General features: G+C 63.9%; 25 protein-coding genes. 15 read left to right on the top strand and 10 right to left on the bottom strand.

The annotated features are described in order from the left end of the window. Window positions 1-105: 105 nt before the first annotated feature. The 3 genes from JQ591_RS10995 (at window position 106) to JQ591_RS10985 (ending at window position 2,363) form a co-directional block, all read left to right on the top strand. On the top strand, window positions 106-1,209 hold the full coding sequence (locus tag JQ591_RS10995; protein WP_211396006.1) for an anhydro-N-acetylmuramic acid kinase: 1,104 nt from the start codon (window positions 106-108) through the stop codon (window positions 1,207-1,209). Window positions 1,210-1,351: 142 nt separating this feature from the next. After that, window positions 1,352-2,029 carry a glutathione S-transferase family protein gene (locus tag JQ591_RS10990; protein ID WP_211396005.1) on the top strand — a complete coding sequence of 226 codons (678 nt, stop codon included), beginning with the start codon at window positions 1,352-1,354 and terminating at the stop codon, window positions 2,027-2,029. Between the two features lie 10 nt (window positions 2,030-2,039). Next, window positions 2,040-2,363, top strand: coding sequence for a DMT family transporter (locus tag JQ591_RS10985; protein ID WP_211396004.1), 324 nt, complete (start codon window positions 2,040-2,042; stop codon window positions 2,361-2,363). Between the two features lie 10 nt (window positions 2,364-2,373). On the opposite strand, the gene JQ591_RS10980 is transcribed toward JQ591_RS10985, so the two are convergent. After that, entirely contained in the window at window positions 2,374-3,021 is a 648-nt protein-coding gene (locus JQ591_RS10980) for an alpha/beta hydrolase (protein WP_007591562.1), read from the bottom strand. Window positions 3,022-3,367: 346 nt separating this feature from the next. Here JQ591_RS10980 and JQ591_RS10975 point away from each other — a divergent pair, with 346 nt between their 5' ends. From JQ591_RS10975 to JQ591_RS10940, 8 genes are all read left to right on the top strand, one after another. Next, window positions 3,368-4,507, top strand: coding sequence for a cysteine desulfurase family protein (locus tag JQ591_RS10975; RefSeq protein ID WP_211396003.1), 1,140 nt, complete (start codon window positions 3,368-3,370; stop codon window positions 4,505-4,507). A 116-nt stretch (window positions 4,508-4,623) separates the two neighbouring features. Then, entirely contained in the window at window positions 4,624-6,120 is a 1,497-nt protein-coding gene (gene sufB, locus JQ591_RS10970; protein WP_211396002.1) for a Fe-S cluster assembly protein SufB, read from the top strand. Between the two features lie 62 nt (window positions 6,121-6,182). Then, window positions 6,183-6,935 carry a Fe-S cluster assembly ATPase SufC gene (gene sufC, locus JQ591_RS10965; RefSeq protein WP_211396001.1) on the top strand — a complete coding sequence of 251 codons (753 nt, stop codon included), beginning with the start codon at window positions 6,183-6,185 and terminating at the stop codon, window positions 6,933-6,935. Between the two features lie 11 nt (window positions 6,936-6,946). Further along, window positions 6,947-8,251 (top strand): Fe-S cluster assembly protein SufD, encoded by a 1,305-nt coding sequence (sufD, locus tag JQ591_RS10960; RefSeq protein WP_211396000.1) that lies wholly within the window; start codon window positions 6,947-6,949, stop codon window positions 8,249-8,251. Next, entirely contained in the window at window positions 8,248-9,495 is a 1,248-nt protein-coding gene (locus JQ591_RS10955) for a cysteine desulfurase (protein WP_211395999.1), read from the top strand. The genes sufD and JQ591_RS10955 overlap by 4 nt, the downstream gene beginning before the upstream one ends. Beyond that, window positions 9,492-9,863 carry an SUF system Fe-S cluster assembly protein gene (locus JQ591_RS10950; RefSeq protein ID WP_045000007.1) on the top strand — a complete coding sequence of 124 codons (372 nt, stop codon included), beginning with the start codon at window positions 9,492-9,494 and terminating at the stop codon, window positions 9,861-9,863. The genes JQ591_RS10955 and JQ591_RS10950 overlap by 4 nt, the downstream gene beginning before the upstream one ends. Window positions 9,864-9,923: 60 nt before the next feature. Further along, window positions 9,924-10,334: a HesB/IscA family protein gene (locus tag JQ591_RS10945; RefSeq protein ID WP_211395998.1), complete on the top strand. Its 411-nt coding sequence runs from the start codon at window positions 9,924-9,926 to the stop codon at window positions 10,332-10,334. Window positions 10,335-10,506: 172 nt separating this feature from the next. Beyond that, complete coding sequence (locus JQ591_RS10940; protein WP_211395997.1) at window positions 10,507-10,974, top strand: TfoX/Sxy family protein; 468 nt, start codon at window positions 10,507-10,509, stop codon at window positions 10,972-10,974. Between the two features lie 3 nt (window positions 10,975-10,977). On the opposite strand, the gene fabA is transcribed toward JQ591_RS10940, so the two are convergent. From fabA to JQ591_RS10920, 4 genes are all read right to left on the bottom strand, one after another. After that, on the bottom strand, window positions 10,978-11,508 hold the full coding sequence (fabA, locus tag JQ591_RS10935; RefSeq protein ID WP_211395996.1) for a bifunctional 3-hydroxydecanoyl-ACP dehydratase/trans-2-decenoyl-ACP isomerase: 531 nt from the start codon (window positions 11,506-11,508) through the stop codon (window positions 10,978-10,980). 103 nt (window positions 11,509-11,611) lie between these two features. Then, window positions 11,612-12,679, bottom strand: coding sequence for a GGDEF domain-containing protein (locus JQ591_RS10930; RefSeq protein WP_211395995.1), 1,068 nt, complete (start codon window positions 12,677-12,679; stop codon window positions 11,612-11,614). 166 nt (window positions 12,680-12,845) lie between these two features. Continuing rightward, complete coding sequence (locus tag JQ591_RS10925) at window positions 12,846-14,450, bottom strand: DEAD/DEAH box helicase (RefSeq protein ID WP_211395994.1); 1,605 nt, start codon at window positions 14,448-14,450, stop codon at window positions 12,846-12,848. Window positions 14,451-14,748: 298 nt separating this feature from the next. Next, entirely contained in the window at window positions 14,749-15,714 is a 966-nt protein-coding gene (locus JQ591_RS10920) for a helix-turn-helix transcriptional regulator (protein ID WP_211395993.1), read from the bottom strand. Between the two features lie 211 nt (window positions 15,715-15,925). Here JQ591_RS10920 and JQ591_RS10915 point away from each other — a divergent pair, with 211 nt between their 5' ends. Next, on the top strand, window positions 15,926-17,440 hold the full coding sequence (locus JQ591_RS10915; RefSeq protein WP_211395992.1) for a caspase family protein: 1,515 nt from the start codon (window positions 15,926-15,928) through the stop codon (window positions 17,438-17,440). Window positions 17,441-17,472: 32 nt separating this feature from the next. Here the strand turns inward: JQ591_RS10915 and JQ591_RS10910 are convergent, their stop codons facing one another. Beyond that, window positions 17,473-17,757: a hypothetical protein gene (locus JQ591_RS10910; RefSeq protein WP_211395991.1), complete on the bottom strand. Its 285-nt coding sequence runs from the start codon at window positions 17,755-17,757 to the stop codon at window positions 17,473-17,475. A 120-nt stretch (window positions 17,758-17,877) separates the two neighbouring features. On the opposite strand from JQ591_RS10910, the gene JQ591_RS10905 reads away from it, so the two are divergent. From JQ591_RS10905 to JQ591_RS10895, 3 genes are all read left to right on the top strand, one after another. Beyond that, window positions 17,878-19,134, top strand: a complete 1,257-nt coding sequence (locus JQ591_RS10905) for an FAD-dependent oxidoreductase (RefSeq protein ID WP_211395990.1) — start codon at window positions 17,878-17,880, stop codon at window positions 19,132-19,134. Between the two features lie 179 nt (window positions 19,135-19,313). After that, complete coding sequence (locus tag JQ591_RS10900) at window positions 19,314-20,084, top strand: outer membrane protein (RefSeq protein WP_211395989.1); 771 nt, start codon at window positions 19,314-19,316, stop codon at window positions 20,082-20,084. Window positions 20,085-20,389: 305 nt separating this feature from the next. Then, window positions 20,390-21,250, top strand: coding sequence for an outer membrane protein (locus JQ591_RS10895; protein WP_211395988.1), 861 nt, complete (start codon window positions 20,390-20,392; stop codon window positions 21,248-21,250). Between the two features lie 67 nt (window positions 21,251-21,317). Here the strand turns inward: JQ591_RS10895 and JQ591_RS10890 are convergent, their stop codons facing one another. From JQ591_RS10890 to parE, 4 genes are all read right to left on the bottom strand, one after another. Then, window positions 21,318-22,088, bottom strand: a complete 771-nt coding sequence (locus tag JQ591_RS10890) for an SDR family NAD(P)-dependent oxidoreductase (protein ID WP_211395987.1) — start codon at window positions 22,086-22,088, stop codon at window positions 21,318-21,320. 21 nt (window positions 22,089-22,109) lie between these two features. After that, window positions 22,110-22,295, bottom strand: coding sequence for a hypothetical protein (locus JQ591_RS10885; protein ID WP_007591540.1), 186 nt, complete (start codon window positions 22,293-22,295; stop codon window positions 22,110-22,112). Between the two features lie 435 nt (window positions 22,296-22,730). Beyond that, complete coding sequence (locus JQ591_RS10880; protein ID WP_211395986.1) at window positions 22,731-23,516, bottom strand: outer membrane protein; 786 nt, start codon at window positions 23,514-23,516, stop codon at window positions 22,731-22,733. Between the two features lie 451 nt (window positions 23,517-23,967). After that, entirely contained in the window at window positions 23,968-26,010 is a 2,043-nt protein-coding gene (gene parE, locus JQ591_RS10875; protein ID WP_211395985.1) for a DNA topoisomerase IV subunit B, read from the bottom strand. Window positions 26,011-26,103: the final 93 nt, after the last annotated feature.

The raw sequence follows: 26,103 nt of genomic DNA, 5'->3' as shown, positions 1-26,103 counted from the left end.
CGGGGAACTCGGTTGCTGCCCGCCACTTTGGCCTGTGGCATTATAAGATGTGTCCCTCTGGCACAAGATCGGCATGCCGGAGGGGGCTTTTGAGGACGCTGATCCATGATGTTGACGGCACTCGGTTTGATGAGCGGCACCTCGCTGGACGGGGTGGATGTTGCGCTGATCGAAACCGACGGAAAGCAGGTGAAGGCGTTCGGGCCGTCCGGCTACCGGCCCTATAGCCCGGCGGAGCGCAACCTGCTGCGTCAGGCGCTGAGCGAGGCCGTGCACCTGCCGCAACGCGATGCCCGGCCGGGAGCTCTGGCCGAGGCCGAACGCGCGGTGACGCTCGCGCACGCCGAGGCGGTGGCCGCCTTTATCGCCCAGAACCGGATGAAACCGGAAGACATCGACATCGTCGGCTTCCACGGCCAGACCGTGCTGCACCGCCCCGAGAAGCGGCTGACGGTGCAGATCGGCGATGCGCCGGCGCTGGCCAGGGCGATCCATATCCCCGTGATGCATGATTTCCGTGCCGCCGACGTCGAGGCCGGCGGGCAGGGCGCGCCATTCGTGCCGGTTTACCACCGCGCGCTCGCCAATTCGCTGGAGCGCGAAGGGCCGATCGTGGTGGTCAATATCGGCGGCGTCTCCAACATCACCTATATCGACGGCAACGACACGCTGATTGCCTGCGACACCGGGCCCGGCAACGCGCTGCTCGACGATTTCATGTACCGCACCATGAACCAGGCGTTCGACGCGGAAGGAAAGTTCGCCGCGCTCGGCAAGGCTGATGAGGCCTGGATTGCGCGGGCGCTGGAGCTGCCGTTCTTCGCAAGCCCGCCGCCGAAATCGCTCGACCGCAACGATTTTGCCGCGCTCAAGCTCGGCGATGTGCCGCCGGCGGATGGCGCCGCGACGCTCACCGCCTTCACCGCAGCGGCGATCGCCCGCATCATCCCGCTGCTGCCACGCAGGCCGCGGAGCTGGATCGTCTGCGGCGGCGGTACCCGCAACCGGACCATGCTCCAGATGCTGCGGGAGCGTGTGGGGTCCGCGACTGTCGAGGCCGCCGAGACGCTCGGCTGGGCATCCGACGCCATCGAGGCCCAGGCCTTCGGCTTCCTCGCCGCCCGCGGCCTGAAGGGCCTGCCGCTGTCGTATCCTGCTACCACGGGCGTGCCGATGCCGATGACGGGCGGGGTGATCGCGCGGCCTTGATCTCCAAGTGCTTGCGGTCAGTGTCCTTAAAGTCAGTGTCCTTGAGGTCAGTTCCGGTCGATGCAAATGCATTGAACTTGACTGGTGTATGCAAGTGCATCTATCTTTGATGCAGTTGCATCCAACCGCCGGGATCATTGCCATGACCGCTTCACTCAAACTGATCAGCCACAAGCTTTGTCCATACGTGCAGCGCGCGGTGATCGCGCTCAAGGAGAAGGGCGTTCCGTTCGAGCGGATCGACATCGATCTCGCCAACAAGCCTGACTGGTTTCTAAAACTGTCGCCGCTCGGCAAGGTGCCGGTGCTGGTCGTGACGACCGAGAAGGGCGAGGTCGCGCTGTTCGAGAGCAACGTGATCTGCGAGTACATCGAGGAGACGCAAGGCGGCGGACAACTGCATCCGGCTGATCCGCTCGAGCGTGCCGAGCATCGCGGCTGGATGGAGTTCGGCTCGGCGACCCTCGGTGACCTCTGGGGCCTGGAGACCACGACCGATCCGGCAACATTCGAAGGCAAGCGCCAGGCGCTGGCGGCGAAGTTCGCGCGTGTCGAGGGCGCGCTAAGCGCGGGCCCATTCTTCGCCGGCGATGCGTTCAGTCTCGTCGATGCGGTGTTCGCACCCGTCTTCCGATATTTCGACGTGTTCGATGAACTGACCGAACTCGGCATCTTCAAGGATCTGCCGAAGGTGCGGGCGTGGCGCGCCGAGTTGGCGAAGCGTCCGAGCGTCCGCACCGCGGTGGGCGCGGACTATCCGCAATTGCTGCGTGCCTTCCTCGTGCGCCACGACGCGCATCTGCTCAAGCTTGCGGCCTGAGCCCACGCCAATGTCGCAATCCATGGCCTGGCTGATGCTGGTGATCGCCGGCGCACTCGATGTCGGCTGGGCGATTTCGATGAAATATGCGGAGGGCTACACGCGCGTTGGCTGGAGCATCATCTCGCTGGTGCTGCTCGCAGCCTTCGTCTTCCTGCTCGGGCGTGCCTTGAAGGTGCTCGAGGTCGGCGTCGCCTATTCGGTCTGGACCGGCATCGGCGCCGCCGGCACCTTCGTCATGGGCGTCGTGCTGTTCGGCGAGACCTTGAGCGCGATGAAGCTTGCGGGCATCGCGCTCGTCTTGACGGGAATCGTCGCGCTCAAGCTGGCTTGAGCCACGCCCCTTAGCGCACGTTGGCGAGACGCATGTCGAGATAGGCGGTGATGGTTTCCATCAGCGGCTCGAGCTTGGCGTCGAAGAAGTGGTTGGCACCGGGGATGACCTGCTGGTCGATCACGATGCCCTTCTGCGTCTTCAGCTTCTCGACCAGCGTGTTGACGTCCTTGGGCGGCACCACCGCGTCCTTCTCGCCATGCACGATCAGGCCCGAGGACGGGCAGGGCGCGAGGAACGAGAAGTCATAGAGGTTGGCGGGCGGTGCGATCGAGATGAAGCCCTCGACCTCCGGGCGGCGCATCAGGAGCTGCATGCCGATCCAGGCGCCGAAGGAGAAGCCAGCAACCCAGCAGGCGCGCGCTTCGGGATTGATGGTCTGCGCCCAGTCGAGCGCCGCGGCCGCGTCCGACAATTCGCCGGTGCCGTGGTCGAACGAGCCCTGGCTGCGGCCGACGCCGCGGAAATTGAAACGCAGCACCGAGAAGCCGCGATGTGCGAAGGCGTAGTAGCACTGGTAGATGATCTGATGATTCATCGTGCCGTGGAACTGCGGATGCGGATGCAGGACCATCGCGATCGGCGCGTTCTTCTGCTTGGCCGGATGGTAGCGGCCTTCGAGACGGCCGGCGGGGCCGGTGAAAATAACTTCAGGCATGGATGATCTCTTGATTGATCCCTTGAAGGCGCTCTTCAGCAATCAACCGATTGTGCGGATTTCATCGGCTGCTGGGCCGATCAAACCGCGAATGGAAGGGTGGAGCGGCGCCCTCGGATGATGCGCGAGCGGCGCGCGGCGAACTGACGCGCGCGTTCTAACATGAGGCGAGGGTCAAAAAGCAAGCATCTTGAACATCGCCCAATGAGCTCAAGATGTTAGCGTGTCATGGCCGCGTCATCGCGCGATGGGGATTCGGAATCGAGATTGCCAAGTGCTCCATGGGGGCCCATGTCGGGTACCAGCGCGGGCGAAGCAGCCCGATCAGCAGGTAACATAATACTTTATGCCGAGCCGTGTTTATCTTGACTGGAATGCGACCACACCGCTCCGCGCCGAGGCGCGAAGCGCCATGCTCGCAGCCTACGAGCTGATCGGCAATCCGTCCTCGATTCATGCCGAGGGGCGCGAGGCGCGACGGCTGGTTGAGGAAGCGCGGGCCATGCTTGCGACCTCCGTGGGCGCGCTGCCGCGGAACGTCGTCTTCACCTCCGCGGGAACCGAAGCCAACGCGCTGGCGCTGTCGCCGGGCCTGCGGGGGCCGTCTGGCAGGCCTGTCGAGCGGCTTCTGGTCTCGGCCGTCGAACATGCTTCGGTGCTGGCAGGCGGCCGGTTCCCGGTGGACAAGATCGGTCAGATCCGGGTCACGCGCTCCGGCGTGATCGACCTCGACCATTTGAAGGCGCTGCTCAGCGACGGCCCGCCGGCGCTGGTCTCCATCATGGCAGCCAACAACGAGACGGGGGCGCTGCAGCCGGTCGCCGAGGCCGCGGGAATCGTTCACGGGGCCGGCGGCCTGCTGCACGTCGATGCAATCCAGGCGCTTGGAAAAATCCCTTTCGATATCAAGGCTATCGGCGCAGACCTTGCGACCTTTTCTGCACACAAGATCGGCGGCCCCAAGGGGGTCGGCGCGCTGGTCCTGGCCGAGGGCGTGGCCGGACTTGAGCCGGTGCTGCGGGGCGGCGGGCAGGAGCTTAACCGGCGCGCGGGAACCGAGAATGTCGCCGGCATTGCCGGCTTCGGGGCAGCGGTGCGGATCGCCCTTCAGGCTTTGCCGGAGGATGCGGAACGGATGGCAACCCTAAGAGATCGCTTGGAAAATGGAATTCGCTCGGTTGCCGGCGCGATGGTCTTCTCGGACGACGTCAAGCGGTTGCCCAATACCGCGCTCTTCACGGCTCCCGGCTTGAAGGCCGAGACCGCGGTGATCGGCTTCGACCTCGAAGGCGTCGCCGTGTCCTCGGGGTCTGCCTGTTCCTCAGGCAAGGTACAGCCGTCCCACGTGTTGTCGGCAATGGGGTATGATCCCACCGTCGCTCAGGGAGCGGTGCGTCTCAGTCTGGGCTGGTCCACGGAGCCGAATGACATCAATAGGGCGTTAGAGGCTTGGCGAAAGCTCGGTAATACCCTACTTAAGGGATAAGCGATGAAACACGGCTTGAACGGTTCTAAGCAGGTGCGTCTCGCCAAGAAACATCGTAATAGTCGTCCGAGTTTGATGATCCACCGCGGTCCTTGAAACCGCGAGCGGAGGATAGAATGCCAGCCGTGCAAGAGACGGTCGAGCGCGTGAAGCGCATCGACGTCGATCAGTATCGTTATGGGTTTGAGACCCTGATCGAGTCCGACAAGGCCCCCAAGGGGCTGTCGGAAGAGACCGTCAAGTTCATCTCCGAGAAGAAGAACGAACCCGCCTGGATGCTCCAGTGGCGGCTTGAGGCCTATCGGCGCTGGCTGACCATGACCGAGCCGACCTGGGCCCGCGTCGACTATCCCAAGATCGACTTCCAGGATCTCTATTACTATTCGGCGCCGAAGCCGAAGAAGACGATCTCCTCGCTCGACGAGATCGATCCCGAGATTCTGAAGACCTACGAGAAGCTTGGCATCCCCTTGCGGGAAGTCGCCATGCTCGAAGGCGTCGAGCCGAAGCCCGGCGAGCAAGATCCCAACAGGCGCAAGATCGCGGTCGATGCCGTGTTCGATTCGGTTTCGGTTGCGACCACCTTCAAGGCGGAGCTGAAGAAGGCCGGCGTAATCTTCATGCCGATCTCGGAGGCGATCCGCGAGCACCCCGAGCTGGTGCAGAAATATCTCGGCTCCGTGGTGCCGACGTCGGACAATTTCTATGCGACGCTGAATTCGGCGGTATTCTCCGACGGCTCGTTCGTCTACGTGCCGCCGGGCGTGCGCTGCCCGATGGAACTATCCACGTACTTCCGCATCAACGAGCGCAACACCGGCCAGTTCGAGCGCACGCTGATCATCGCGGACAAGGGCTCCTACGTCTCCTATCTCGAGGGTTGCACCGCGCCGCAGCGCGACGAGAACCAGCTGCATGCCGCCGTGGTCGAGCTCGTTACGCACGACGACGCCGAGATCAAATATTCGACGGTGCAGAACTGGTATCCCGGCAATTCGGAAGGCAAGGGCGGCATCTACAATTTCGTCACCAAGCGTGGCGACTGCCGTGGCGACCGCTCCAAGATCTCCTGGACCCAGGTCGAGACCGGATCGGCGATCACCTGGAAGTATCCGAGCTGCATTCTGCGCGGCGACAATTCCAGCGGCGAGTTCTACTCGATCGCGATCTCGAACGGCTATCAGCAGGTCGACAGCGGCACCAAGATGATCCATCTCGGCAAGAACACGTCGAGCCGCATCATCTCCAAGGGCATCGCGGCCGGCAAGTCGCAGAACACCTATCGCGGCCTCGTGACCGCGCACCGCAAGGCGACCGGCGCACGCAACTTCACCGCCTGCGATTCCCTGTTGATTGGCGACAAATGCGGCGCGCACACCGTGCCGTACATCGAGGCCAAGAACTCCTCGGCGACGTTCGAGCACGAGGCCACGACCTCGAAGATCTCCGAGGACGTGCTGTTCTACTGCATCCAGCGCGGCCTCACGCAGGAAGAAGCTGTCGGCCTCGTCGTCAACGGCTTCGTCAAGGACGTGCTGCAGCAACTGCCGATGGAATTCGCGGTGGAAGCGCAGAAGCTGATCTCGATCTCGCTCGAAGGATCGGTCGGCTAACGCCGACCCTCGCGGTGCGCGTCGCGCGCCCTATGCATCATTTGAATAAACTGGACACCAAGATGGCTTTGCTTGAAGTGAAAGACCTGAAGGTTCGTGTCGAGGAGCGTGAGATCCTCCACGGGCTGACGCTGACCGTGAACGAAGGCGAGATCCACGCGATCATGGGGCCGAACGGTTCCGGCAAGTCGACGCTGTCCCACGTCATCGCCGGCAAGCCCGGCTACGAGGTGACCGACGGCCAGATCCTGTTCAAGGGCGAAGACCTGCTCGAGATGGCGCCCAACGAGCGTTCCGCCAAGGGTGTGTTCCTGGCGTTCCAGTATCCGGTCGAGATTCCCGGCGTCGCCACCATGACCTTCCTGCGCACCGCGCTGAATGCGCAGCGCAAGGCGCGCGGCGAGAGCGAATATTCGACGCCTGACTTCTTGAAGAAGGTTCGCGAGGTCTCGAAGTCGCTGAACATCCCGCAGGACATGCTCAAGCGCGGCGTCAATGTCGGCTTTTCCGGCGGCGAGAAGAAGCGCAACGAGGTGCTGCAGATGGCGCTGTTCGAGCCGAGCCTGTGCATCCTCGACGAGATGGATTCCGGCCTCGACATCGACGCGCTGCGCATCGCAGCCGACGGCGTCAACGCGCTGCATTCGCCCAAGCGCGCAATGGTCGTCATCACCCACTATCAGCGGCTGCTCAACTACATCGTGCCCGACATCGTGCACGTGATGTCGAAGGGCCGTGTCGTGAAGAGCGGCGGCAAGGAACTGGCGCTGGAGCTGGAAGCGTCCGGCTACGCCCAGTTCGAGGACGCCGCGTAAGGAATTTTGGGATGAACGTTGCTGTGGCAAAGACCGGAAACGGCCGCGCGGTGAGCGATCTCTTCGCCAGCGCCGAAGGCCGCCTGCCGGGTTCGCCTTCTGTGATCGCGGCGCGCCGCGAGGCGTTCGAGACCTATGAGCGTCTCGGCCTGCCGCACCGCCGGATCGAAGAATGGAAGTACACCGACCTGCGCGCGCTGGTCGGCGAGGTGCTGCCGCTCGCGGCTGCGCCCGATGCGGCTGCGTTGAAGCGTGCCGCGGACGCCGTGAAAGCGCATGCGATCGCGGGCGCCCGCAAGCTGGTGCTGGTCGACGGCGTGTTCGCTGCCGATCTCTCCGACGTCAAGGCGCTGGCCGCCGAGGCGGGATTCAGGACTCTGCGGGAGACGCTGGAGAAGGACGCCGGGCTGCTGAAGACCGCGGCGACCGATGCGGTGATCGCGCTGAACGCCGCGATGGCGACCGACGGTGTCGTGCTCGGTATCGCCGACGGCGTGCAGCTGTCCGCACCGATCCAGATCATCCACATCGCGACCGCGCCTTCCGCGTCGGCCTTCAGCCGTTCGCAGATCGTGGTTGGGAAGGGCGCCCGCGCCACCATCATCGAGAATTTTGTCGCGGCCGGTGCCAGCGCCTATCAGGTCAGCGACGCCGTGCTCGTGACGGTCGGCGACAACGCCGACGTCGCGCATATCCGCCTGATGGACGATGCGCCTGACGCGGTCAACATCACCTCGCAATTCGTCACGGTCGGCGCGAACACGAAGCTCAATGTCTTCAACATGACCACCGGCGCGGCCGTCAGCCGCCTGCAGGGCTTCATCACGCTGGCGGGCGAGGGCAGCGAGCTCTCCGTCAACGGCGTGAATCTGCTGCAGAAGACCGAGCATGGCGACACCACCCTGGTGGTCGACCACGCCGTGCCGAACTGCGTCAGCCGCGAGGTTTTCCGCGCAGTGATCGACGATCGCGCCCATTCGGTGTTCCAGGGCCGCATCATCGTCCGTCCGGACGCGCAGAAGACCGACGGCAAGATGATGATTCGCGCGCTGCTGCTCTCGGACGAAGCCGAAGCCGACAACAAGCCCGAGCTCGAGATCTTCGCTGACGACGTCTCCTGCGGCCACGGCGCCACCGCCGGCGCGCTCGATGACACCCTGCTGTTCTATCTGAAGGCGCGCGGCCTGCCCGAGAAGCAGGCCCAGGCGCTGCTGATCCAGGCTTTCGTGGGCGAGGCGATCGAGCAGATCGCCGATGATGATCTGCGCGAGCATGTGATCGGCATTGCCGAGCGCTGGCTGGAGCGGCGGTCATGAGCACGCATCCGGCAGTCAAGAACGGCGCCTACGACGTCGCGCGCGTGCGCCAGGACTTTCCGGCGCTGGCCATGCAGATCTACGGCAAGCCGCTGGTCTATCTCGACAACGCAGCATCTGCACAGAAGCCGAGCGCCGTGCTCGATCGCATGACGCAGGCCTACACCTCCGAATACGCCAACGTGCATCGCGGCCTGCATTACCTCGCGAACGCCGCGACCGAAGCCTATGAGGGCGGCCGCACCAAGGTGGCGCAGTTCATCAACGCTGCCCGGACCGAAGAAGTGATCTTCACCCGCAACGCGACCGAGGCGATCAACCTCGTCGCCTCGTCCTGGGGCGAGCCGAACATCAAAGAAGGCGACGAGATCGTCATCTCGATCATGGAGCACCACTCCAACATCGTGCCCTGGCATTTCCTCAGGGAACGCCATGGTGCCGTGATCAAATGGGCGCCGGTCGACGACGAGGGCAATTTCCTCATCGACGAGTTCGAAAAGCTGCTGACACCGAAGACCAAGCTGGTCGCGATCACGCAGATGTCGAACGCGCTCGGCACCATCGTCCCGGTCAAGGACGTCGTGAAGATCGCCCACGCCCGCGGCATTCCCGTGCTGGTCGACGGCAGCCAGGGCGCCGTGCATCTGCCGATCGATGTCCAGGACATCGGCTGCGACTTCTACGTCTTCACCGGTCACAAGGTCTACGGTCCGACCGGCATCGGCGTGCTCTGGGCCAAGTACGACCACCTCGTCGCGATGCGCCCGTTTAACGGCGGCGGCGAGATGATCCGCGAGGTCTCGCGTGATGTCGTCACCTATGGCGATCCTCCGCACAAGTTCGAGGCCGGTACGCCCGCGATCGTCGAGGCCGTCGGCCTTGGCGCGGCCATCGACTACGTCAATTCGATCGGCAAGGAGCGCATCGCTGCGCACGAGCACGATCTCGTCACCTACGCCCAGGACAAGCTGCGCGAGATCAACTCGCTGCGGCTGATCGGCACCGCCCGGGGCAAGGGCCCGGTGATCTCCTTCGAGCTCAAGGGCGCGCACGCCCATGACGTCGCCACCGTGATCGACCGCCAGGGCATCGCGGTGCGCGCCGGCACCCATTGCGTGATGCCCCTTTTAGAGCGGTTCAATGTCACAGCCACATGCCGGGCGTCGTTCGGCATGTATAATACGCGGGAAGAAGTCGATCATCTGGCACAGGCGCTGTTGAAGGCGCGGGATTTGTTCGCATGAGTGACACGGCCGAAATCAAAGCCAATCCGATGGAAACCCAGTCGGCGCTGCCGCCTGAGGAGACCGAGCGCTTGACCACGGAGATCATCGCCGGGCTCAAGACCGTGTTCGATCCGGAAATCCCGGCTGACATCTACGAGCTCGGCCTGATCTACAAGGTCGAGATCAAGGACGATCGCTCGGTCGACGTCCAGATGACGCTGACGACGCCGAACTGCCCCGCTGCCGGCGAGCTGCCCACCATGGTCGAGAACGCGGTCGCCAGCGTCCCCGGCGTCGGCGTGGTCGACGTCAAGGTGATCTGGGAGCCGGCCTGGACGCCGGAACGCATGAGCGACGAGGCCCGCCTCGTGCTCAACATGTGGTGACGCGTACCTGCTTTCGATCCTTGGCATTGAATTCGCTCGGCAACGGACCACATCATTGACATGACACAGATTTCGTCAGGCTCGACACCAGCATCCACTCCGAAGCCGCGGCGGCCGCGCCCGCAGGTGATGCGGCTGACGGATGCCGCCGCCCAGCGCATCAGCGAGCTGACCCAGCGTGCGGACTCCCAGATCGTCGGCCTGCGCGTCGGCGTCAAGAACGGCGGCTGTGCCGGACAGTCCTACACTGTCGAATACGCCCATGATGTCCGCCCGACCGACGAGGTCGTCGAGGACAAGGGTGTCAAGATCCTGGTCGATCCGAAGGCCGTGCTGTTCCTGCTCGGAACCGAGATGGACTACAAGGCCGACAAGATGCAGGCCCAGTTCGTCTTCAACAACCCCAACCAGATCTCCGCCTGTGGCTGCGGCGAGTCGGTCGAGCTGCGCCCGGCGCAGATCGACGGGTAGCGCCGCTTCGCCAATCACTCTGCCGTCGTCCCGGCGAAGGCCGGGACCCATACCGCGTGATCTCTCGATTGTGGGCAGTGCGCGTGGCGTGATGTCGAGTATTCGCTAAACTCCTCCCTGTGGTTATGGGTCCCGGCCTTCGCCGGGACGACGTTGGGGAGGCATGAGGGCCATGGACCGCGAATTCCTGATCGACCTGTTCGCCGGCTTCGGCCCTGTCACCATCCGCAAGATGTTCTCCGGCTATGGCATCTCCGCCGACGGCATCAATTTCGCGCTGTCTCTGCGCGCCGGCCTGTTCTTCCGCGCCGATGAGGTGACGATCCCGGACTTTGAAGCGGAAGGCTCGATGCCGTTCCAGTACTCGACCCGCGCCAAGACGGTGCTGGTGAACTCCTACTGGGAGCTGCCGGCCCGCCTGTTCGACGATTCCGAGGAGCTTGCGCAATGGGCGAGGGCGGCTCTCGCCGCCGCCCAGCGCGCCAAGGTGAAGAAGCGGCCCAAGGCCAAGAAGGCGGTAAAGAAGGCGGTAAAGAAACCAGCGAACAAGCCGGCGAAGAAGGTCGCCAAGCCTGCGAAAGCGGCGAAGAAAGTTGGCAAGAAGAGCCCGGTCCGCGAGCGCGCCACGCGAAGGGCTTGAGGTTCAATCCACGGCCTTAGTCAGGCCAACCCTCATATCCTTGGCCATGAAGACACAGACGCCGTCAGCCAGCACGCGGCCGTCGGCAATTCCGAGCACCAGCTTGCCGCGCCGGACCATGCGCATGGCGACCTCGTAGCGCACGCATCGTGTGTCCGGTGTGATGGAGCCCGTGAATTCCACCTCGCCGACGCCGATCGCGCGGCCCTTGCCCGGTGAACCCGACCAACCAAGCCAATAGCCGATCATCTGCCACATGGCATCCAGCCCCAGAGACGCCGGCATCATGGCATCGCCGCGATAGTGGCAATCGAAGAACCAATGGCCCGGCACGATGTCGAGCTCGCCGACGATGTGGCCCTTGCCGAACTCGCCGCCGTCCAGGCTGATCTCCGTGATGCGGTCCATCATCAGCATAGGCGGTGCCGGCAATTGCGCGTTGCCCGGGCCGAAATAGCCGCCCTCGCTCGATCTCAGCAGCTCGTCCCTCGTATAGGACGGTTGCGGCGTGTGAAAGTCATGCGGGTTGGGCAAGACGACAGGTCCTCCGGATGCTCGCAGTCGGCGCCTTAAGACGGCGAGGGTGATGTCGTTCGTCAGGTCGGAATGTCAAGCGCAGGGGTGCGCAGGTTCGTTGTCACGCCACCCGGTTGTGCGTCTCGACCGCGAATTCCGGATCGGCCTCGCAGATCACGCGGTTGCGGCCGTTGCGTTTGGCGGCGTAGAGGCAGGCATCCGCCCGTTCGATCAGCGCATCGGTGTCGTCGCCCTGCTTGAGCATGGAGACGCCGACGGAGATGGTGACGCGGCCGAGGATTTCGCCGGTGGACTTCTTCTTCAATTCCTTCGCCATCACAGCGCGGCGGATGTGATCGGCCACGGTGAGGGCCTGGCGCAGCGCGGTGTTGGGCAGCACGACCGCAAATTCCTCGCCGCCGTAGCGCGCGGTGATGTCCTGGCCCTTGATGGTCTGCTTCAGCGAGAGGCCGACCAGCCGCAGCACCTGATCGCCGGTGAGATGACCGTAGGAATCGTTGAACGACTTGAAATGATCGATGTCGACCAGCAGCAGCGACAGCGGCTCGCCGGAGGCGAGCGCGCTTTGCACGGCCATGCCGATCATGCGATCGAAATATTTGCGGTTGCCGAGCCCCGTCAGCGGATCGGTCAGGCTCTCGGCGCGGATCGCCTCCAGGCTCTGCTGGAGGTTGCTGATCTCGCTCTTCGACAGCGTCAGCCGGTCTTCCAGCGCCTTGTTGGTCTCGCGCATCTCGCTGGTCGAACGCAGCAGCGTCTCTACGATCGACTTGATCTGTTCGCGGCTCTTGGCCGATGACAGCTTTTCGGTCGCGCCCGACAGGCTGGCATCGTAGGAGCCGGTCATTCCGAGCGCGTCGCCGAGAACCTTCATGACGTCGTCGATCTCGCCGATGACGCGCGCGCCGACCTTGTCGATGCGGTCGGTGGTCTTGATGTGGGAGAGGTAGGTTTCGTAAATCTGATCGAGATCGGCTTCGGTCAGCTTGCCGCTCCGCGCCAGAGTCTCGTTGATGATCTTGTTGAGCGGGGCGTTGTAGCCGGTAGCGTAGACGTACCAGATCTCGTAATTGCGGGGAATTGCCGTCTGCCTTAGCGATCGGATCTGACCGAGCGCTACCTCGGCGAACGCCATCGTGCGTTCGTGTTCGTCGAGCACCTTGACCACGGAACATACCCCACAGCGATCGGCGCGCCGTCGACCGCAGCAATTCTTAAATTATGTTCGTAGGCTAACGGACGATCGTGAACGCCCCGTAAATATACGTCCACGAATGCATCCAAAAAATTGCGCGCCAGCGTTATTTCAACCGAAACCTGGCGCGCGTCGTGCCTTAGGCTCCGGCGGGGGAGCGAACCGGCCGCAGCAGGAATGCCGGCAGATGCGAGTGGTCGCCCGGCTCGCTGTCGGCCTCGCGTTGGCGGCGGGGCTCGGGACGGCCGATCGACGGCACATGCGACGGATTGGCCTGCTGGCGCGCACCGTCACGCGGCTCGGATGATTGCCTGGCTTCACGCGGAGGTCTGGCTTCACGCGGAGGCCTGGCCTCGCGTGCGGGCCTTGCTTCGGAAGCGGGCCTTGCTTCGCGTTCAGGTCTTGCCTCGGGAGCGGGCCGTGTTTCGGCTGAAGGCCTTGTTTCAGAAGCCTGTCTTGTTTCAGAAACCTGTCTTGCCTCGCCACGCGCTTCGCGCGGCTCCTGGCTGCGCTCACGATCGCGACCGCGCTGCGGCTTGCCGCGTCCGCCGCGTGAACGTTCACGGCCGCGCTGCTCGCGCGGACGGTCGCTCGCATCGGAAGCATCGGTGCGGACTTCGTAATCGCCTTCGGCGCGCGGAATGCTCTGGCCGATCAGCTTCTCGATCGCCACCATCGACTTCTGGTCGAGCGGCGTGACGAGCGAGATCGCCATGCCGGACCGGCCTGCGCGACCGGTGCGGCCGACGCGGTGGACATAGTCGTCGGGATGGTGGGGGACGTCGAAATTGAAGACGTGGCTGACCTCGGGGATGTCGAGGCCGCGGGCGGCGACGTCGGATGCGACCAGGAGGGGCAGCTCGCCCTTGCGGAACTGTTCGAGCGCCGCCGTGCGGGCCGACTGGTCCATATCGCCGTGCAGCGCGCCGACGCTGAAGCCGTGCTTTTGCAGCGATTTGTGAACGACGGCGACCTCGCGCTTGCGATTGCAGAAGATGATCGCGTTCTGGAGATCCTTGGCCTCGCGCAGCAGTCGGCGAAGCAGCTCGCGCTTCTCGTGCGTCTCGCGTCCGGCCGGGACCTGACACTGCGTAACGGTGACAGCGGTAGTGGCGGGCTTCGATACCTCGATCTTCTGCGGATTGTGCAGGAAGGTTTCGGTGATGCGCCGGATCTCCGGCGGCATGGTCGCGGTGAAGAACAGGGTCTGCCGCGTGAACGGGACGAGCTTGCAGACACGCTCGATGTCGGGAATGAAGCCCATGTCCAGCATGCGGTCGGCTTCGTCGATGACGAGCAGCTCGACGCCGGTGAGCAGCAGGCCGCCGCGCTCTGTGTGGTCGAGCAGGCGGCCGGGAGTGGCGATCAGCACGTCGACACCGCGCGTCAGCTTGGCATCCTGGTCGCCGAAGGAAACGCCGCCGATCAGGAGGGCGACGTTGAGTTTCTGGCCCGCGCCGTAGCGGTCGAAGTTTTCCTTCACCTGCGCCGCGAGTTCGCGGGTCGGCTCAAGGATCAGCGTGCGCGGCATGCGCGCCCGGGCGCGGCCCTTTTCGAGAATGGTGAGCATCGGCAGCACGAAGGCCGCGGTCTTGCCGGTGCCGGTCTGGGCGATGCCGAGAACGTCCTTGCGAGCGAGGACGTGAGGGATCGCCTGTTCCTGAATGGGGGTGGGGGTGGTGTAACCGGTGGCCGCCACTGCGGCGAGGACTTTTTCGGATAGTCCGAGATGGGTAAAAGACATTGAGCCTCTGGTCGAAACCGCCGTTCGGAATCGAGGGTAATAAGGCTGTCGCGTTCCACCCCAAAACGGCGCGCTTTCAAAGAAGCTGGGGGTGCTGACTCACGCGAACAAAGCGCCAAGCTCAGGAATCGCTCTTCGATACCGAGCCGCGTCGACCCGGAACATAGGCGGGAATCGGCCAAAGTCAATGGAGCAGCCGCGGGAAGGCCCTAAAAACCTTAGGTTTTTGCCCAAATAGCGGGCGCGGCTGCGATTTTCCGCCCAATCCCGCGATCGGCCGGAGCTGCCCAAACGTCGGCTAACGCCCCTCCGGCCCCTGGGCGCGGAAGTCGCCGGGCGCCATCCCGTAGGCGGCGTTGAAGACCCGGTAATAGGTCGCGAGGCTGTCGAAGCCGCAGGAGGTCGCAATGTCGGCGATCAGCCGGTCCGGGGCTTCGCGCATCAGCCGACGGCTCAGGTTCAGGCGTTCGTCCGTCACGGTTTGCGAAAAACTCTTGGCCGCGCTTTCGAACAGCATATGCAGGTGACGCACGGAGACGCCGAGCAGGTCGGCCACCATTGCCGGCGCCAGATCCGGGTTTTGCAGGTGGCGCACGATCAGGCGCCGCGCTTGCGAGAGTCGGGCGGTGCGCAGCGCGGCCTGCCCGAGGCGGCTGCTCCGCCGCACGATGCCGCGCTCGATCAGCGCCAGATGGGCCAAAGCCTGGACGAGGGAAGCTGTATCGACGGCGCCGTCATCACCCGCGGCAGCCTCGCCGAGATCGGCGAAGCAGGCGCCGAGCAGGGGCGCCAGGCTGGGATCGTCGAACGTCCGGGGCGCAAGCTCGCGCATGCGCTTGTCCTGCGTGGCGAGGCCGCTCAGGGGCACCTTCAGGATCCGCAGGTGGAATCCTCCAGCGCCCAGCGGCGCGGTGCGATAGGGCAGGTCGGTATGGCTGGTGGCGAAGCTGCCATTGGCGATCGCGAAGTCGCTGCCGCGCATGCCGCCGAACCAGCCGCCGCTGCCGAGCTGCTGATAAACGCAGATGCTGTCGCCCGGCGCGTGAGCGATGTCGGCCATGCTGCGCTCGACCGTGTAATGCGAGGCCTTCAGTTCGACGAGGCCGGCTCCGCCAAGCTGGCGCAGCGAGAATTCGCCGAAGAAGTCCGCGCGGCGTTCGCGCTCGAGTTCGGCAGTGACGCCGAACAGGCCCTTGGCGCGCACCTCGCGCCAAAAGTCGAAGCGGTCGTGCGGCTCGACCTCGTCGGTGCACCAGCGATACACGGCGGCCCCTCGCTTCCAGCGGAATTGCCCACAAGAATTGACTAAGAAAAAGCAGATTCCGGCGGGATCTGCCATAGGCTAGACGACAGAACCTGAGTCCTCGGGGCTGTTGAACCAGCGATATGGCTGGGCCGACTATCACATCAACGACGGGGTTCCCATGAACCGCTGTTCGAGGGAACCGGCGTGGGCCGTTCTTGAGGGATTTTAGATGACGCGTCGGCTTTTCAGAATTCTGGCAGCGCTTGGCCTCGCGGCCGGCCTAAGCGGTTTCGCGCTTCCCGCCTATGCCGAGAAGCGCGTTGCGCTCGTCGTCGGCAACAACGACTACAGGAACGTTCCGAAGCTGCTCAAGGCGGTCAACGACGCCCGCACCATGGGCGATACGCTGAAGCAGCTCGGCTTTTCGGTGATGGTCGCCGAAAACCAGAGCCGGCAGCAATTTTCGGAGACGCTGCTCGCGTTCGATCGGACGATCGAGCCCGGCGACACCGCGTTCTTCTTCTATGCCGGCCACGGCTTCGAAATCGCCGGCCAGAACTATCTGCTGCCGACGGACGTGCCGGCGGCGACGGAAGGGCAGGAAGAGCTGGTGCGTGACGCCTCCATCCTGGCCGATCGCATCGTCGAGCGCCTCCAGAACAAGAAGGCGCGAAGCTCGATCCTGGTGTTCGACGCCTGCCGCAACAACCCGTTCGAGCGCAAGGGCACCCGCGCCGTCTCCGGTGGTGGCGGGCTTGCCCCGATGGTGCAGCTGCCCGAAGGCGTGTTCTCGGTATTCTCCGCGGGCCCGCGCCAGACTGCGCTCGACCGCCTCTCCAACGACGACGCCAATCCCAACTCGGTGTTCACGCGCACCTTCGCCAAGGAGCTGCTCCAGCCCGGCGAGAACCTGGTGCAGGTGGCGCAGCGTACGCGCCGTCTCGTCAGCGAGATGGCCGACACCGTCAAGCACAGGCAGGTGCCGGTCTATTTCGATCAGATGGTCGACGACGTCTTCCTCAGCGGCATCGCCAAGGACGCCGCCGCGCGCCCCGCCGATCCGCCGGCGCAGAAGCTCGCGGCGCTGCCACCGGTATCGGTGCCGCGCGTGCCGAAGGAGGAGACCACCAACGCGCCGATCGCGAGCTTCTCGCGCCACAATGGCGGGTGGAGCGTGGTGTTCTCCTTCGCCGATCCGACCCTCGGCGTTTCCTGGCGCATGGCCGGCAATGGCGATTTCCGCGAAACCGGCTTCATCGATACGCTCGACCCGCGCACGCGCAAGAGGATGCCGAACCCGTCGATCGAATTGCCGCCGGACGCGCAGGCCGGCACCATCGAGGTCCGCTATGTCGACCAGTCCGGTGACATGCAGGGGCCGTTCCCGATCAGGTTCGATCCCGAAGCCGCGCTGATCCGCGACCAGCGCAAGATCCTGGACATGACCGCGACGAGCTGGCTGTCATTCCGCGAGTTCAACGGGCTGCTGGTCTACTACACGCACCTCGTGTCCTACCGCTGCGCCATCCGCGAGGTGCGCATCGGCATCGACACCGCCGTTCCGAACCAGGTTTTGAAGATGCCGGGCTGCGACATGCGCGATCCCAGTGCGATCAGCGCCGGCATGCCGCTCTATATGAAGCTCGCGCCGGCAACCCAGTTCATCTCGGTGGAGCTGACCTATCGCGACGGCAGCGTCTCGGAGATCAAGAGCTTCCGCACGGCGAACCGCAGCAACAACTGATGACGCGGGCGGAGGCGTCGCATGCCCTTCCGCTACCCGCGACGCTTCCCGATGAAACGCTTGACGGCCTCGACGGCCTCGATCAAGGGCGGAGCCAGCGAGAACAACGCGCCCATCGCGATCGAAATAATGACGTGGCGCAGCAGGAGCTTTTCCTGCTCCTCGAACGGATAGCCGTTCTGGTCGATCGGCACGGGCGCGAGCGCGCCCGTCTGCCGCGGATTCGGCTTCCGCGGCTTGCGCGGTGGGATCATGATCACGACGAAAAGCACGTTGATCAGGATCCAGACGCCGAGCACTATAAGGATAGTCCGCACTGCAATTCCCTGAAATCAATCGTAGTCTGCCGCGACGCTAACGGCCATTCGCCATTGCGGCAAATGAATCCTGTTTGCTGCACTGCACAGAAAACTTAAGTCGTAAATGGGGATCCGGCCGTGAAACCAGATGCGTCGCAGGCTCCGCAAGGTTCCTCCGTAAAAGTGCGGTGTTGCATCGTCGGCGGCGGACCGGCGGGCATGATGCTCGGCTATCTCCTGGGGCGCGCCGGCATCGATGTCGTGGTGCTGGAGAAGCATGCGGATTTCTTCCGCGACTTCCGCGGCGACACCGTGCATCCCTCGACACTCCAGGTGATGGACGAGCTCGGCCTGATCGACGGCTTCCTGAAGTTGCCGCATCAGCGCCTGCAGAAGATGGACGGCCTGTTCGGCGGTACGCCCGTTCGCATCGCCGATCTCAGCCGCCTCCGCACCAAGTACCCCTTCATCGCCTTCATGCCGCAATGGGATTTCCTGAATTTCCTGCGTGAGGCCGGCCAGCGCTTCGCCTCGCTGAAGGTCATGATGAACACGGAGGCCGTCGATCTGATCCGCCGCGGCGAGACGATCGCCGGCGTGCGGGCGAATACGCCGGACGGCATCGTGGACATCGAAGCCGATCTCACCATCGCCTGTGACGGCCGGCATTCGACAGTGCGCCAGCGTTCCGGTCTCGAGGTCGAGGAGATCGGCGCGCCAATGGACGTGCTGTGGTTCCGCGTCGGCCGCGAGGCGAACGAGACCGAGAACGTGTTCGCGCGCGTCGAGCCCGGCAAGATGATGATCACCTTCGACCGCGGCGACTACTGGCAATGCGCCTATGTCATCGCCAAGGGGCAATACGACGCAGTGAAGGCGAGGGGATTGAAGGCGCTGCTCGACGACGTCGTGCGCATGGCGCCGATCCTGAAGGGCGGCGTTGCCGATGTGAAGAGCTTCGACGACGTCAAGCTGCTCACCGTCGCGATCAACCGCCTGACGCGCTGGACGCGGCCGGGCCTGCTTCTCATCGGCGATGCCGCGCATGCGATGTCGCCTGTCGGCGGCGTCGGCGTCAATCTCGCCGTGCAGGATGCGGTCGCGACCGCCAATTTGCTCGCGGACAAGCTTCAGCGCGGTTGCCCGTCGGAGCACGAGCTCGATGCCGTGCGTCGTCGCCGCGAATTCCCGGTGAAGATGACGCAGCGAATGCAGATGATCGTGCAGAACAACATCATCAGCGGCGCCTTGCAGGGCGGCGATCGGCCGCTGAAAGTGCCGCTGATCGTACGCCTCATCACCGCGCTGCCGTGGCTCCAGGGCATTCCGGCGCGCCTGCTCGCGCTTGGCCTCCGGCCCGAGCACGTGCAGTCGAAGGCTGCGCCGGCATCGTAGTGCAAGGACTCGGTAGGGATAACGCGGCGTTAAATCGTGCGCGGCGCGTTGCCTGCGTGCAACAGCGCAAACGGATTGAGTGCGCGCTGCATGCCAATCCGACGTCTTAACTCTCTTGATTCAAATTTGAGTAAGAACTGCGTGTGAGCGTGCACCCATCAAAGGACACGGGGTGTACCATGCGTAACAAATTGATTGCTGCCTTCGCCTGCACGACCGCTCTGGTTTCAACCGGCGCCGCTTCCGCCGCCGATCTCGGTGCACGGCCCTACACAAAGGCGCCGGCCTATATGGAGTCGATGTTCAACTGGACCGGCTTCTATGTCGGCGGCCACATCGGCGGCGCATGGACCAACGAGCAGTTCATCAACAACGGGACCGGCGCGCCGTTCGGCGATCTGACCCCGGGTCAGGGCTACCGTCAGCGTAACTCCGGCATTCTGGGCGGCGCCCAGATCGGCTACAATTGGCAGGCCAACAACTACGTGTTCGGCATGGAGGGCACGATCTCCGGCCTCGACAACAAGGGCTCGTTCTTGAACACCGCGTTCGGCGCGGGTGACGACGTGTTCTCCTGGCGCGCGAATGTGCTTGCAACCGTCGTCGGTCGCGCGGGCTTCGCCGTGCAGAACAACCTGTTCTACATCAAGGGCGGCTATGCCGGCGTGAACAACCGTCTTTCGGTCACCGACACGGTCGGCCCGGCCACCGGCTCTGGCGGTCAGACCCATTGGGCCAACGGTTGGACCGTCGGCGCCGGCTGGGAATACGGCATCACCCGCAACTGGATCGTCGGCCTCGAGTACAACTACGCAGCCTTCGCCAGCCAGACCTATCAACTTGGCGGCACCTCGGGCAATTACAGCTTCGATGCCAAGCCGCGCGACATCCAGTGGGCCGTCGTGCGCGCCAGCTACAAGTTCGACGCGCCGGTCATCGCCCGCTACTAAGAAACGTAAAAACAAGAGCGTCAAACGAAAGCCCCGGGCGATTCCCGGGGCTTTTTGCTGCGCGACTCGGACAGGGATTTGGGTCGTCAGCCGACAAGGCGGCGGAGATAATCGCCTGCGGAATATAACCGCTAACATGCATATGGACGCAGATAGGTAAGTCGCGTTGCCTATTTTTGTTGCAGTCCGGCAACGCCGGCAGACAAAGCGGCCGGGTTCCCAAGCAATGCGGCAATTTTTGCTGGGCGCGCGTGAATGATCGTTCAAAGATGATTTTCGATTGTTTCTGATTTTTGGGGATCGACATGAACAAACATTTTGGATGGGCGCTCGCTGCAGCTTCACTTCTGTCGATTGGAATTTCGGGGACGGCTTCTGCCGCAGATCTTGCGGCGAGGCCCTACACGAAAGCGCCGCCGCCTCCGGTGGCGTTCAACTGGTCCGGTTGCTATCTCGGCGCATACGTCGGCGGCGCTACGCAGAGCCGCAACGTAAGGACGGCCGATCCAACATCGACTGGTGGCACCTTTCCCGCCGGAACTTTTTACAACAGCCCAACCGCGACTGCGGCTAACGGAGGCCTGTTCGACTATGGCGTTGGCTCCAGCGCGATCGGCGGTGGCACGCTCGGCTGTAACTGGCAGGGTGCGTCTCCCTGGGTGGTGGGCATCGAAGGCGAAGGCGGGTACATGCGCCTGACCGGCTCCACGGTCGACCCCTACAGCATCCCATTGCTCGGGGGCGATACGACCGCATCAACGAGAATCGGTGACTGGTACGCTTCCGTTTCCGGCCGCGTCGGCTACGCTTGGGATCGCGTCCTGGTTTACGGCAAGGGTGGCGTCGGCTTCGCCGAGATTCGCTCGTCCATCGTTGACACATGCACCACGGGGGCGTGCGGCGGCGGATTGCTTACTGCCACCGGCGGAAGGAACCAAGCCTTCTGGGTGGCTGGTGGCGGCCTCGAATACGCGTTCGACAGGAGTTGGAGCGTGAAGGGCGAGTATCTATTCCTGGGTATCGACAAGACCTATGCGGTCTGCGGACCGGGAGCGGCCGCGGCGACCGGTTCGACATTCTGTTCGAACCACAACATCGAGGGAATTCACACCTTCAAGGTCGGCGTGAACTATCGCTTTAATACGCCGCTCGTCGCCAAGTACTGACCTCTCGGATCGTGAGTTGTAAAAGCCCCGGCCTCAGCCGGGGCTTTTTTGTGAGCACGTGTCGGGCTTACGCCATCACCGAGAACCCGCCGTCAACGGGGATTGCGGTGCCCGTGACGAAGTTCGAGGCGGACGAGGCAAGGAATACGGTGATGCCGGCGAAGTCGTCGATATCGCCCCATCTTCCCGCGGGCGTGCGTGCCAGCACCCGCTCGTGCAAGCCTGAGACCTCCTTCCGCGCGCCGCGGGTGAGGTCGGTGTCGATCCAGCCAGGCAGGATGGCGTTGACCTGGATGTTGTCGGGGGCCCAGGCATTGGCGCAGGCGCGCGTGTACTGAACGATGCCGCCCTTGCTCGCCGCATAGGCCGTAGCGAAGCTCGCGCCGAAGATCGACATCATCGAGCCGATGTTGATCACCTTGCCGTTGCCGGACGCCTTCAGCGCCGGATAGGCCAGCTTCGAGCACATGAAGGCGCTGGTGAGGTTGGTGTCGATCACCTTGTTCCACTCGTCGAGCTCGAGCTCGTGCGGCGGCTTGCGGATGCTCATGCCGGCATTGTTGATGAGGATGTCGATGCGGCCGAGATCCCCGACGACGCGATCGATCATCGCCGCGATCGCCGCCTTGTCGGTGACGTCGGTGGGAATACTGATCGCCTTCACGCCGCGCTGGCTGAGATCGGCGACGGCGGCGGCGGATTTGGTTTCGTTGCGTCCGACCACGGCGATGTTGGCGCCGGCATCGGCGAGGCCACGGGCCATGCCGAGCCCGATGCCGCCATTGCCTCCCGTGACAATCGCAACCTTGCCGCGGAGATCGAACCGACTGGATGTCATGCTGCTATTCCCTGGTTTCTTCTATTGGTTGCTCTGCCAGATCAGCACCAGCCCGAAGCCGGCCATGGCTGCGCCATAGCCGGCCCATTGCAACTGGTTGACCATGAAGCTCGATCGCGGCCACGCGACGGTGCCCGTGCCCTGTCCGATCCAGAGCAGCCCGACGGCAAGGGCAAACAGGCCTGCTACAAGCAGAAATCTGCGCATGCATTCCTCCCCATTGGTCCGCTTCTGTCGCGACGCGGCATGAACGAATGCCGCGGCCCCGAAAACTTGGCGGAAGACTAGCCGTAGCCGTGGTTCGGATACAATGGCCGCTGATGCAGGCCGAAGGGCGGATGCATGTCCATACGCAAGATCGCCGACAGGCGTCGCGGCCACAGCTCGCGTTGACCCCAAGGCCGACCCCAAGGCAAAAGCGCGGACGGATTCCGGCGTCGGGCAGCTCCGTGTTGCGCGGGCGGCAGCCATGGCATTCGCAATGCGGAGGCGGAGCGATCACCAAGGCCGACTGGGCGAGAATCGAGAGCCAGCTTTGGAACGCGTGCCGATCGCTGAAAGCAGGCATCAGCCGCTAAAGCACCGCACAACGAAAAAGCCCCGGACGATGCCGGGGCTTTGACGTCTGAACTTGCGTTCGGATCAGTACTTCGCGACGACCGGACCGGTCCAGTTGAAGCGGTAGACCAGCGAGGTCGAGATCGTCTGGTTCCAGCTGTTGGCACGGACGTCATTGATGCCAGTCGGGAGGTTGGTGGCGTCGGAGATCTCGCTCCGGGTCCGCGCACCGTAGAAGGCCGAGCGATATTCGGTCTTCATGAACCAGCCGGGCGACTGGATGCCGAAGATGTTCAGGTTGTTCTCGACACCGCCGCCGACGAACCAGCCGTTGCGGTTATAACCGTTGAGATGCACGCCAGCGGGAACGCCACCCAGGTTGGTGAAGCTCGTGCTGCCGAAATGGGCGCCCGAGTAACCGCCGTTGACGTAGGAGAGAACATTCGGAGCAACCAGCCAGCCGAGGCGCACACCGGCGGCCCAGGAGTCTTCCAGCTTCTGCTTGCCGGTGAGGCCGAGGATCGGATCCTGAACGGTGCCGCTGATGCTGCCGAACTGGCCATCGGCGAACACGCCGGCAACCCAGGTGCCGCTGAACTGCCAGTCGTAGCCGAGACCGACGGTGCCGAACCAGCCCGAACCGCCCTGGCGCTGTGCGATCGTCAGGGGCGTGCCCGTCGGGGTCGAGAGGATGGTCTGGTCAGAGGCAGAGATGCCGCCGCCGGCGCCGCCGAAGAGGTAGAAGCCGGTCCAGTTGGCGACGGGCGCAGCCATCGGGGCCTTCACGTAGGGACGGGCGCCAAGGTCAGCCGCCGAGGCCGAACCGGTCATCGCGGCAACCGCGGTCAGTGCGAGCAAAATCTTCTTCATCTTAAAATCCCCAACCTTTGGTCTGTCTGGCAGGCGCGAGCGCACTGAAGTCCGAGTGATCTGATGCCTCGGACTATAGCTGCTTCTCTCCGAAATGCTGTTGCAGAGCAGGCACAGTCGCCGGGAAACGCCGCACGGCAGGGATTCTGAGTGTTGTCGCTAAAGTGTGAAATAGCATCATACTATCAATATGTTACGTCGATTTTTGAGATTTGGATTTTGGTAACTTCTCGTTAGTAAATCCGGCTTTGTCCGAAATGGAGGCAATCCTGCATCAGCCTGGCTCGGTGAGTCGTTGGCCGAGTCGCGATGCGACAAGGCCGGGAATCAGCGAGGGCGAGGCGGACCGTTGGCCGAATCGTCGGGAGAGGGCGGTGCCGCCCACAAACAAAAAGCCCCGGCTTCAATGCCGGGGCTCTTGATGGGATACGGAGCGGGCCGCGTCTGCGGATCAGACGTCAAGCAAATCGTCATTGGCGAATTCGGCCTTGTCCGAGATGAACGCGAAGCGCGCCTCGGCCTTGGTGCCCATCAGGCGCTCCACCGAATCCGCCGTGGTGTCGCGGTCGTCGGCGAGCAGAACCACTTTCAGCATGGTCCGCTTGGCTGGATCCATGGTGGTTTCCTTGAGCTGCGCGGGCATCATCTCGCCGAGGCCTTTGAAGCGATTGACCTCGACCTTGGCGTTGGCGTTGAACTCGCTCTTGATCAGCGCTTCCTTGTGCGCGTCGTCGCGGGCGTAGATCGACTTCGTGCCGACCGTCAGCTTGTAGAGCGGCGGCACCGCGAGAAAGAGATGCCCCTCGTCGATCAGCCGCGGCATCTGGCGGTAGAAGAACGTGATCAGCAGCGACGCGATGTGGGCACCGTCGACGTCGGCGTCGGTCATGATGATGATGCGCTGATAGCGCAGATCCTCTTCGCGATACTGCGCGAGCATACCGCAGCCGATCGCCTGCACGAGGTCGGCGAGCTGCGTGTTTGCCGTCAGCTTGTCCTTGCCTGCGGAGGCGACGTTGAGGATCTTGCCGCGCAGCGGCAACACGGCCTGGGTCTTGCGGTCGCGCGCCTGCTTGGCGCTGCCGCCGGCCGAGTCTCCCTCGACGATGAAGAGTTCTGAGCCGTCCAAACCGGCGTCGCTGCAATCGGCGAGCTTCCCCGGGAGGCGCAGCTTCTTGCCGGCGCTCTTGCGCGCGGTCTCCTTCTCCTGGCGACGGCGCAGCCGCTCCTCGGCGCGGTCGACCACGAAGTCGAGCAGCCTGTTGGCCTGGTTCGGATTGCCCGAGAGCCAATGGTCGAACGGATCCTTCATCGCCTGTTCGACGATGCGCTGCGCTTCGGCGGTGGCGAGACGGTCCTTGGTCTGCCCCTGGAATTCGGGCTCGCGCACGAACACCGAGAGCATCACGGCTGCACCCACCATCACGTCTTCAGACGTAATGGACGACGCGCGCTTGCCCTGGCCGACGCGCTCGGCGTGATCCTTCAGGCCGCGCAGCAGCGCGCTCCGCAGGCCGGATTCGTGCGTGCCGCCGTCGGGCGTCGGCACGGTGTTGGTGTAGGAGGAGAGGAAGCCGTCGGCATCAGCGGTCCAGGCCACGGCCCATTCGCAGGCGCCATGTGCGCCGTTGCGGCCCGACTTGCCGGAGAAGATGTCGGGATGCACCAGCGTGTCGGCGTGGATCGCGGCCGCCAGATAATCCTTGAGGCCACCGGGGAAGTGGAACGTCGCTTCCGCCGGCACGTCCTCGACGCCCTTGAGCAGCTCGGGCGCGCAATTCCAGCGGATCTCGACGCCGCCGAACAGATACGCCTTCGAACGCGTCATCTTGAACAGGCGCTGCGGCTTGAACGCGGCCTTGGCGCCGAAGATGTCGGTGTCGGGCTTGAAGCGCACGCGGGTGCCGCGGCGGTTGTTGACCTTGCCGAGATCCTCGAGCTTGCCCTTCGGGTGCCCGCGCTCGAACGTCATGCGATAGAGCTTCTGGCTGCGCGCGACCTCGACCTCGAGCAGCGAGGAGAGGGCGTTCACCACGGAGATGCCGACGCCGTGCAGGCCGCCCGAGGTCTCGTAGACCTTGGAGTCGAACTTGCCGCCCGAGTGCAGCGTGCACATGATGACTTCGAGCGCCGACTTCTTTGGGAATTTTGGATGCGGATCGATCGGGATGCCGCGGCCGTTGTCGATCACGGTCAAAAAGCCGTCCGCGCTCAAATCGACTCCGATGAAGGTCGCATGCCCTGCCAGGGCTTCGTCCATCGAGTTATCGATGACCTCGGCGAACAGGTGATGCAGCGCCTTCTCGTCGGTGCCGCCGATATACATGCCGGGCCGGCGACGCACTGGTTCCAGACCTTCGAGCACCTCGATGTCGGCCGCGGTGTAGTCAGCCTCGGCGCCGCTCGCGCGCGGCGCCGCCTTGGCGGAACGAGGGTTCGGCTCATCGCCACCAAAAAAATCGTCTTTTGCTTTGGGTTTCAACTGCTTGGACATATATCTTTATGCGTTTTGAGGGCCGCATAGGCGGCGAATCGGTTCGGCCGACTATGCCACTTCTGACCTGGAAAGGTTATCGCAGGGCGGGCA

The organism is Bradyrhizobium canariense (genome assembly GCF_018130465.1).
Lineage (GTDB): Bacteria > Pseudomonadota > Alphaproteobacteria > Rhizobiales > Xanthobacteraceae > Bradyrhizobium > Bradyrhizobium canariense_C.
This window is presented reverse-complemented; position numbering and strand designations above follow the sequence as displayed.

Coding starts and splice junctions, on each gene's coding strand:
- JQ591_RS10995 (WP_211396006.1), top strand. CDS start 106: ATGATGTTGACGGCACTCGGTTTGATGAGCGGCACCTCGCTGGACGGG.
- JQ591_RS10990 (WP_211396005.1), top strand. CDS start 1,352: ATGACCGCTTCACTCAAACTGATCAGCCACAAGCTTTGTCCATACGTG.
- JQ591_RS10985 (WP_211396004.1), top strand. CDS start 2,040: ATGTCGCAATCCATGGCCTGGCTGATGCTGGTGATCGCCGGCGCACTC.
- JQ591_RS10980 (WP_007591562.1), bottom strand. CDS start 3,021: ATGCCTGAAGTTATTTTCACCGGCCCCGCCGGCCGTCTCGAAGGCCGC.
- JQ591_RS10975 (WP_211396003.1), top strand. CDS start 3,368: ATGCCGAGCCGTGTTTATCTTGACTGGAATGCGACCACACCGCTCCGC.
- sufB (WP_211396002.1), top strand. CDS start 4,624: ATGCCAGCCGTGCAAGAGACGGTCGAGCGCGTGAAGCGCATCGACGTC.
- sufC (WP_211396001.1), top strand. CDS start 6,183: ATGGCTTTGCTTGAAGTGAAAGACCTGAAGGTTCGTGTCGAGGAGCGT.
- sufD (WP_211396000.1), top strand. CDS start 6,947: ATGAACGTTGCTGTGGCAAAGACCGGAAACGGCCGCGCGGTGAGCGAT.
- JQ591_RS10955 (WP_211395999.1), top strand. CDS start 8,248: ATGAGCACGCATCCGGCAGTCAAGAACGGCGCCTACGACGTCGCGCGC.
- JQ591_RS10950 (WP_045000007.1), top strand. CDS start 9,492: ATGAGTGACACGGCCGAAATCAAAGCCAATCCGATGGAAACCCAGTCG.
- JQ591_RS10945 (WP_211395998.1), top strand. CDS start 9,924: ATGACACAGATTTCGTCAGGCTCGACACCAGCATCCACTCCGAAGCCG.
- JQ591_RS10940 (WP_211395997.1), top strand. CDS start 10,507: ATGGACCGCGAATTCCTGATCGACCTGTTCGCCGGCTTCGGCCCTGTC.
- JQ591_RS10925 (WP_211395994.1), bottom strand. CDS start 14,450: ATGTCTTTTACCCATCTCGGACTATCCGAAAAAGTCCTCGCCGCAGTG.
- JQ591_RS10915 (WP_211395992.1), top strand. CDS start 15,926: ATGACGCGTCGGCTTTTCAGAATTCTGGCAGCGCTTGGCCTCGCGGCC.
- JQ591_RS10900 (WP_211395989.1), top strand. CDS start 19,314: ATGCGTAACAAATTGATTGCTGCCTTCGCCTGCACGACCGCTCTGGTT.
- JQ591_RS10895 (WP_211395988.1), top strand. CDS start 20,390: ATGAACAAACATTTTGGATGGGCGCTCGCTGCAGCTTCACTTCTGTCG.
- JQ591_RS10890 (WP_211395987.1), bottom strand. CDS start 22,088: ATGACATCCAGTCGGTTCGATCTCCGCGGCAAGGTTGCGATTGTCACG.
- JQ591_RS10885 (WP_007591540.1), bottom strand. CDS start 22,295: ATGCGCAGATTTCTGCTTGTAGCAGGCCTGTTTGCCCTTGCCGTCGGG.
- JQ591_RS10880 (WP_211395986.1), bottom strand. CDS start 23,516: ATGAAGAAGATTTTGCTCGCACTGACCGCGGTTGCCGCGATGACCGGT.
- parE (WP_211395985.1), bottom strand. CDS start 26,010: ATGTCCAAGCAGTTGAAACCCAAAGCAAAAGACGATTTTTTTGGTGGC.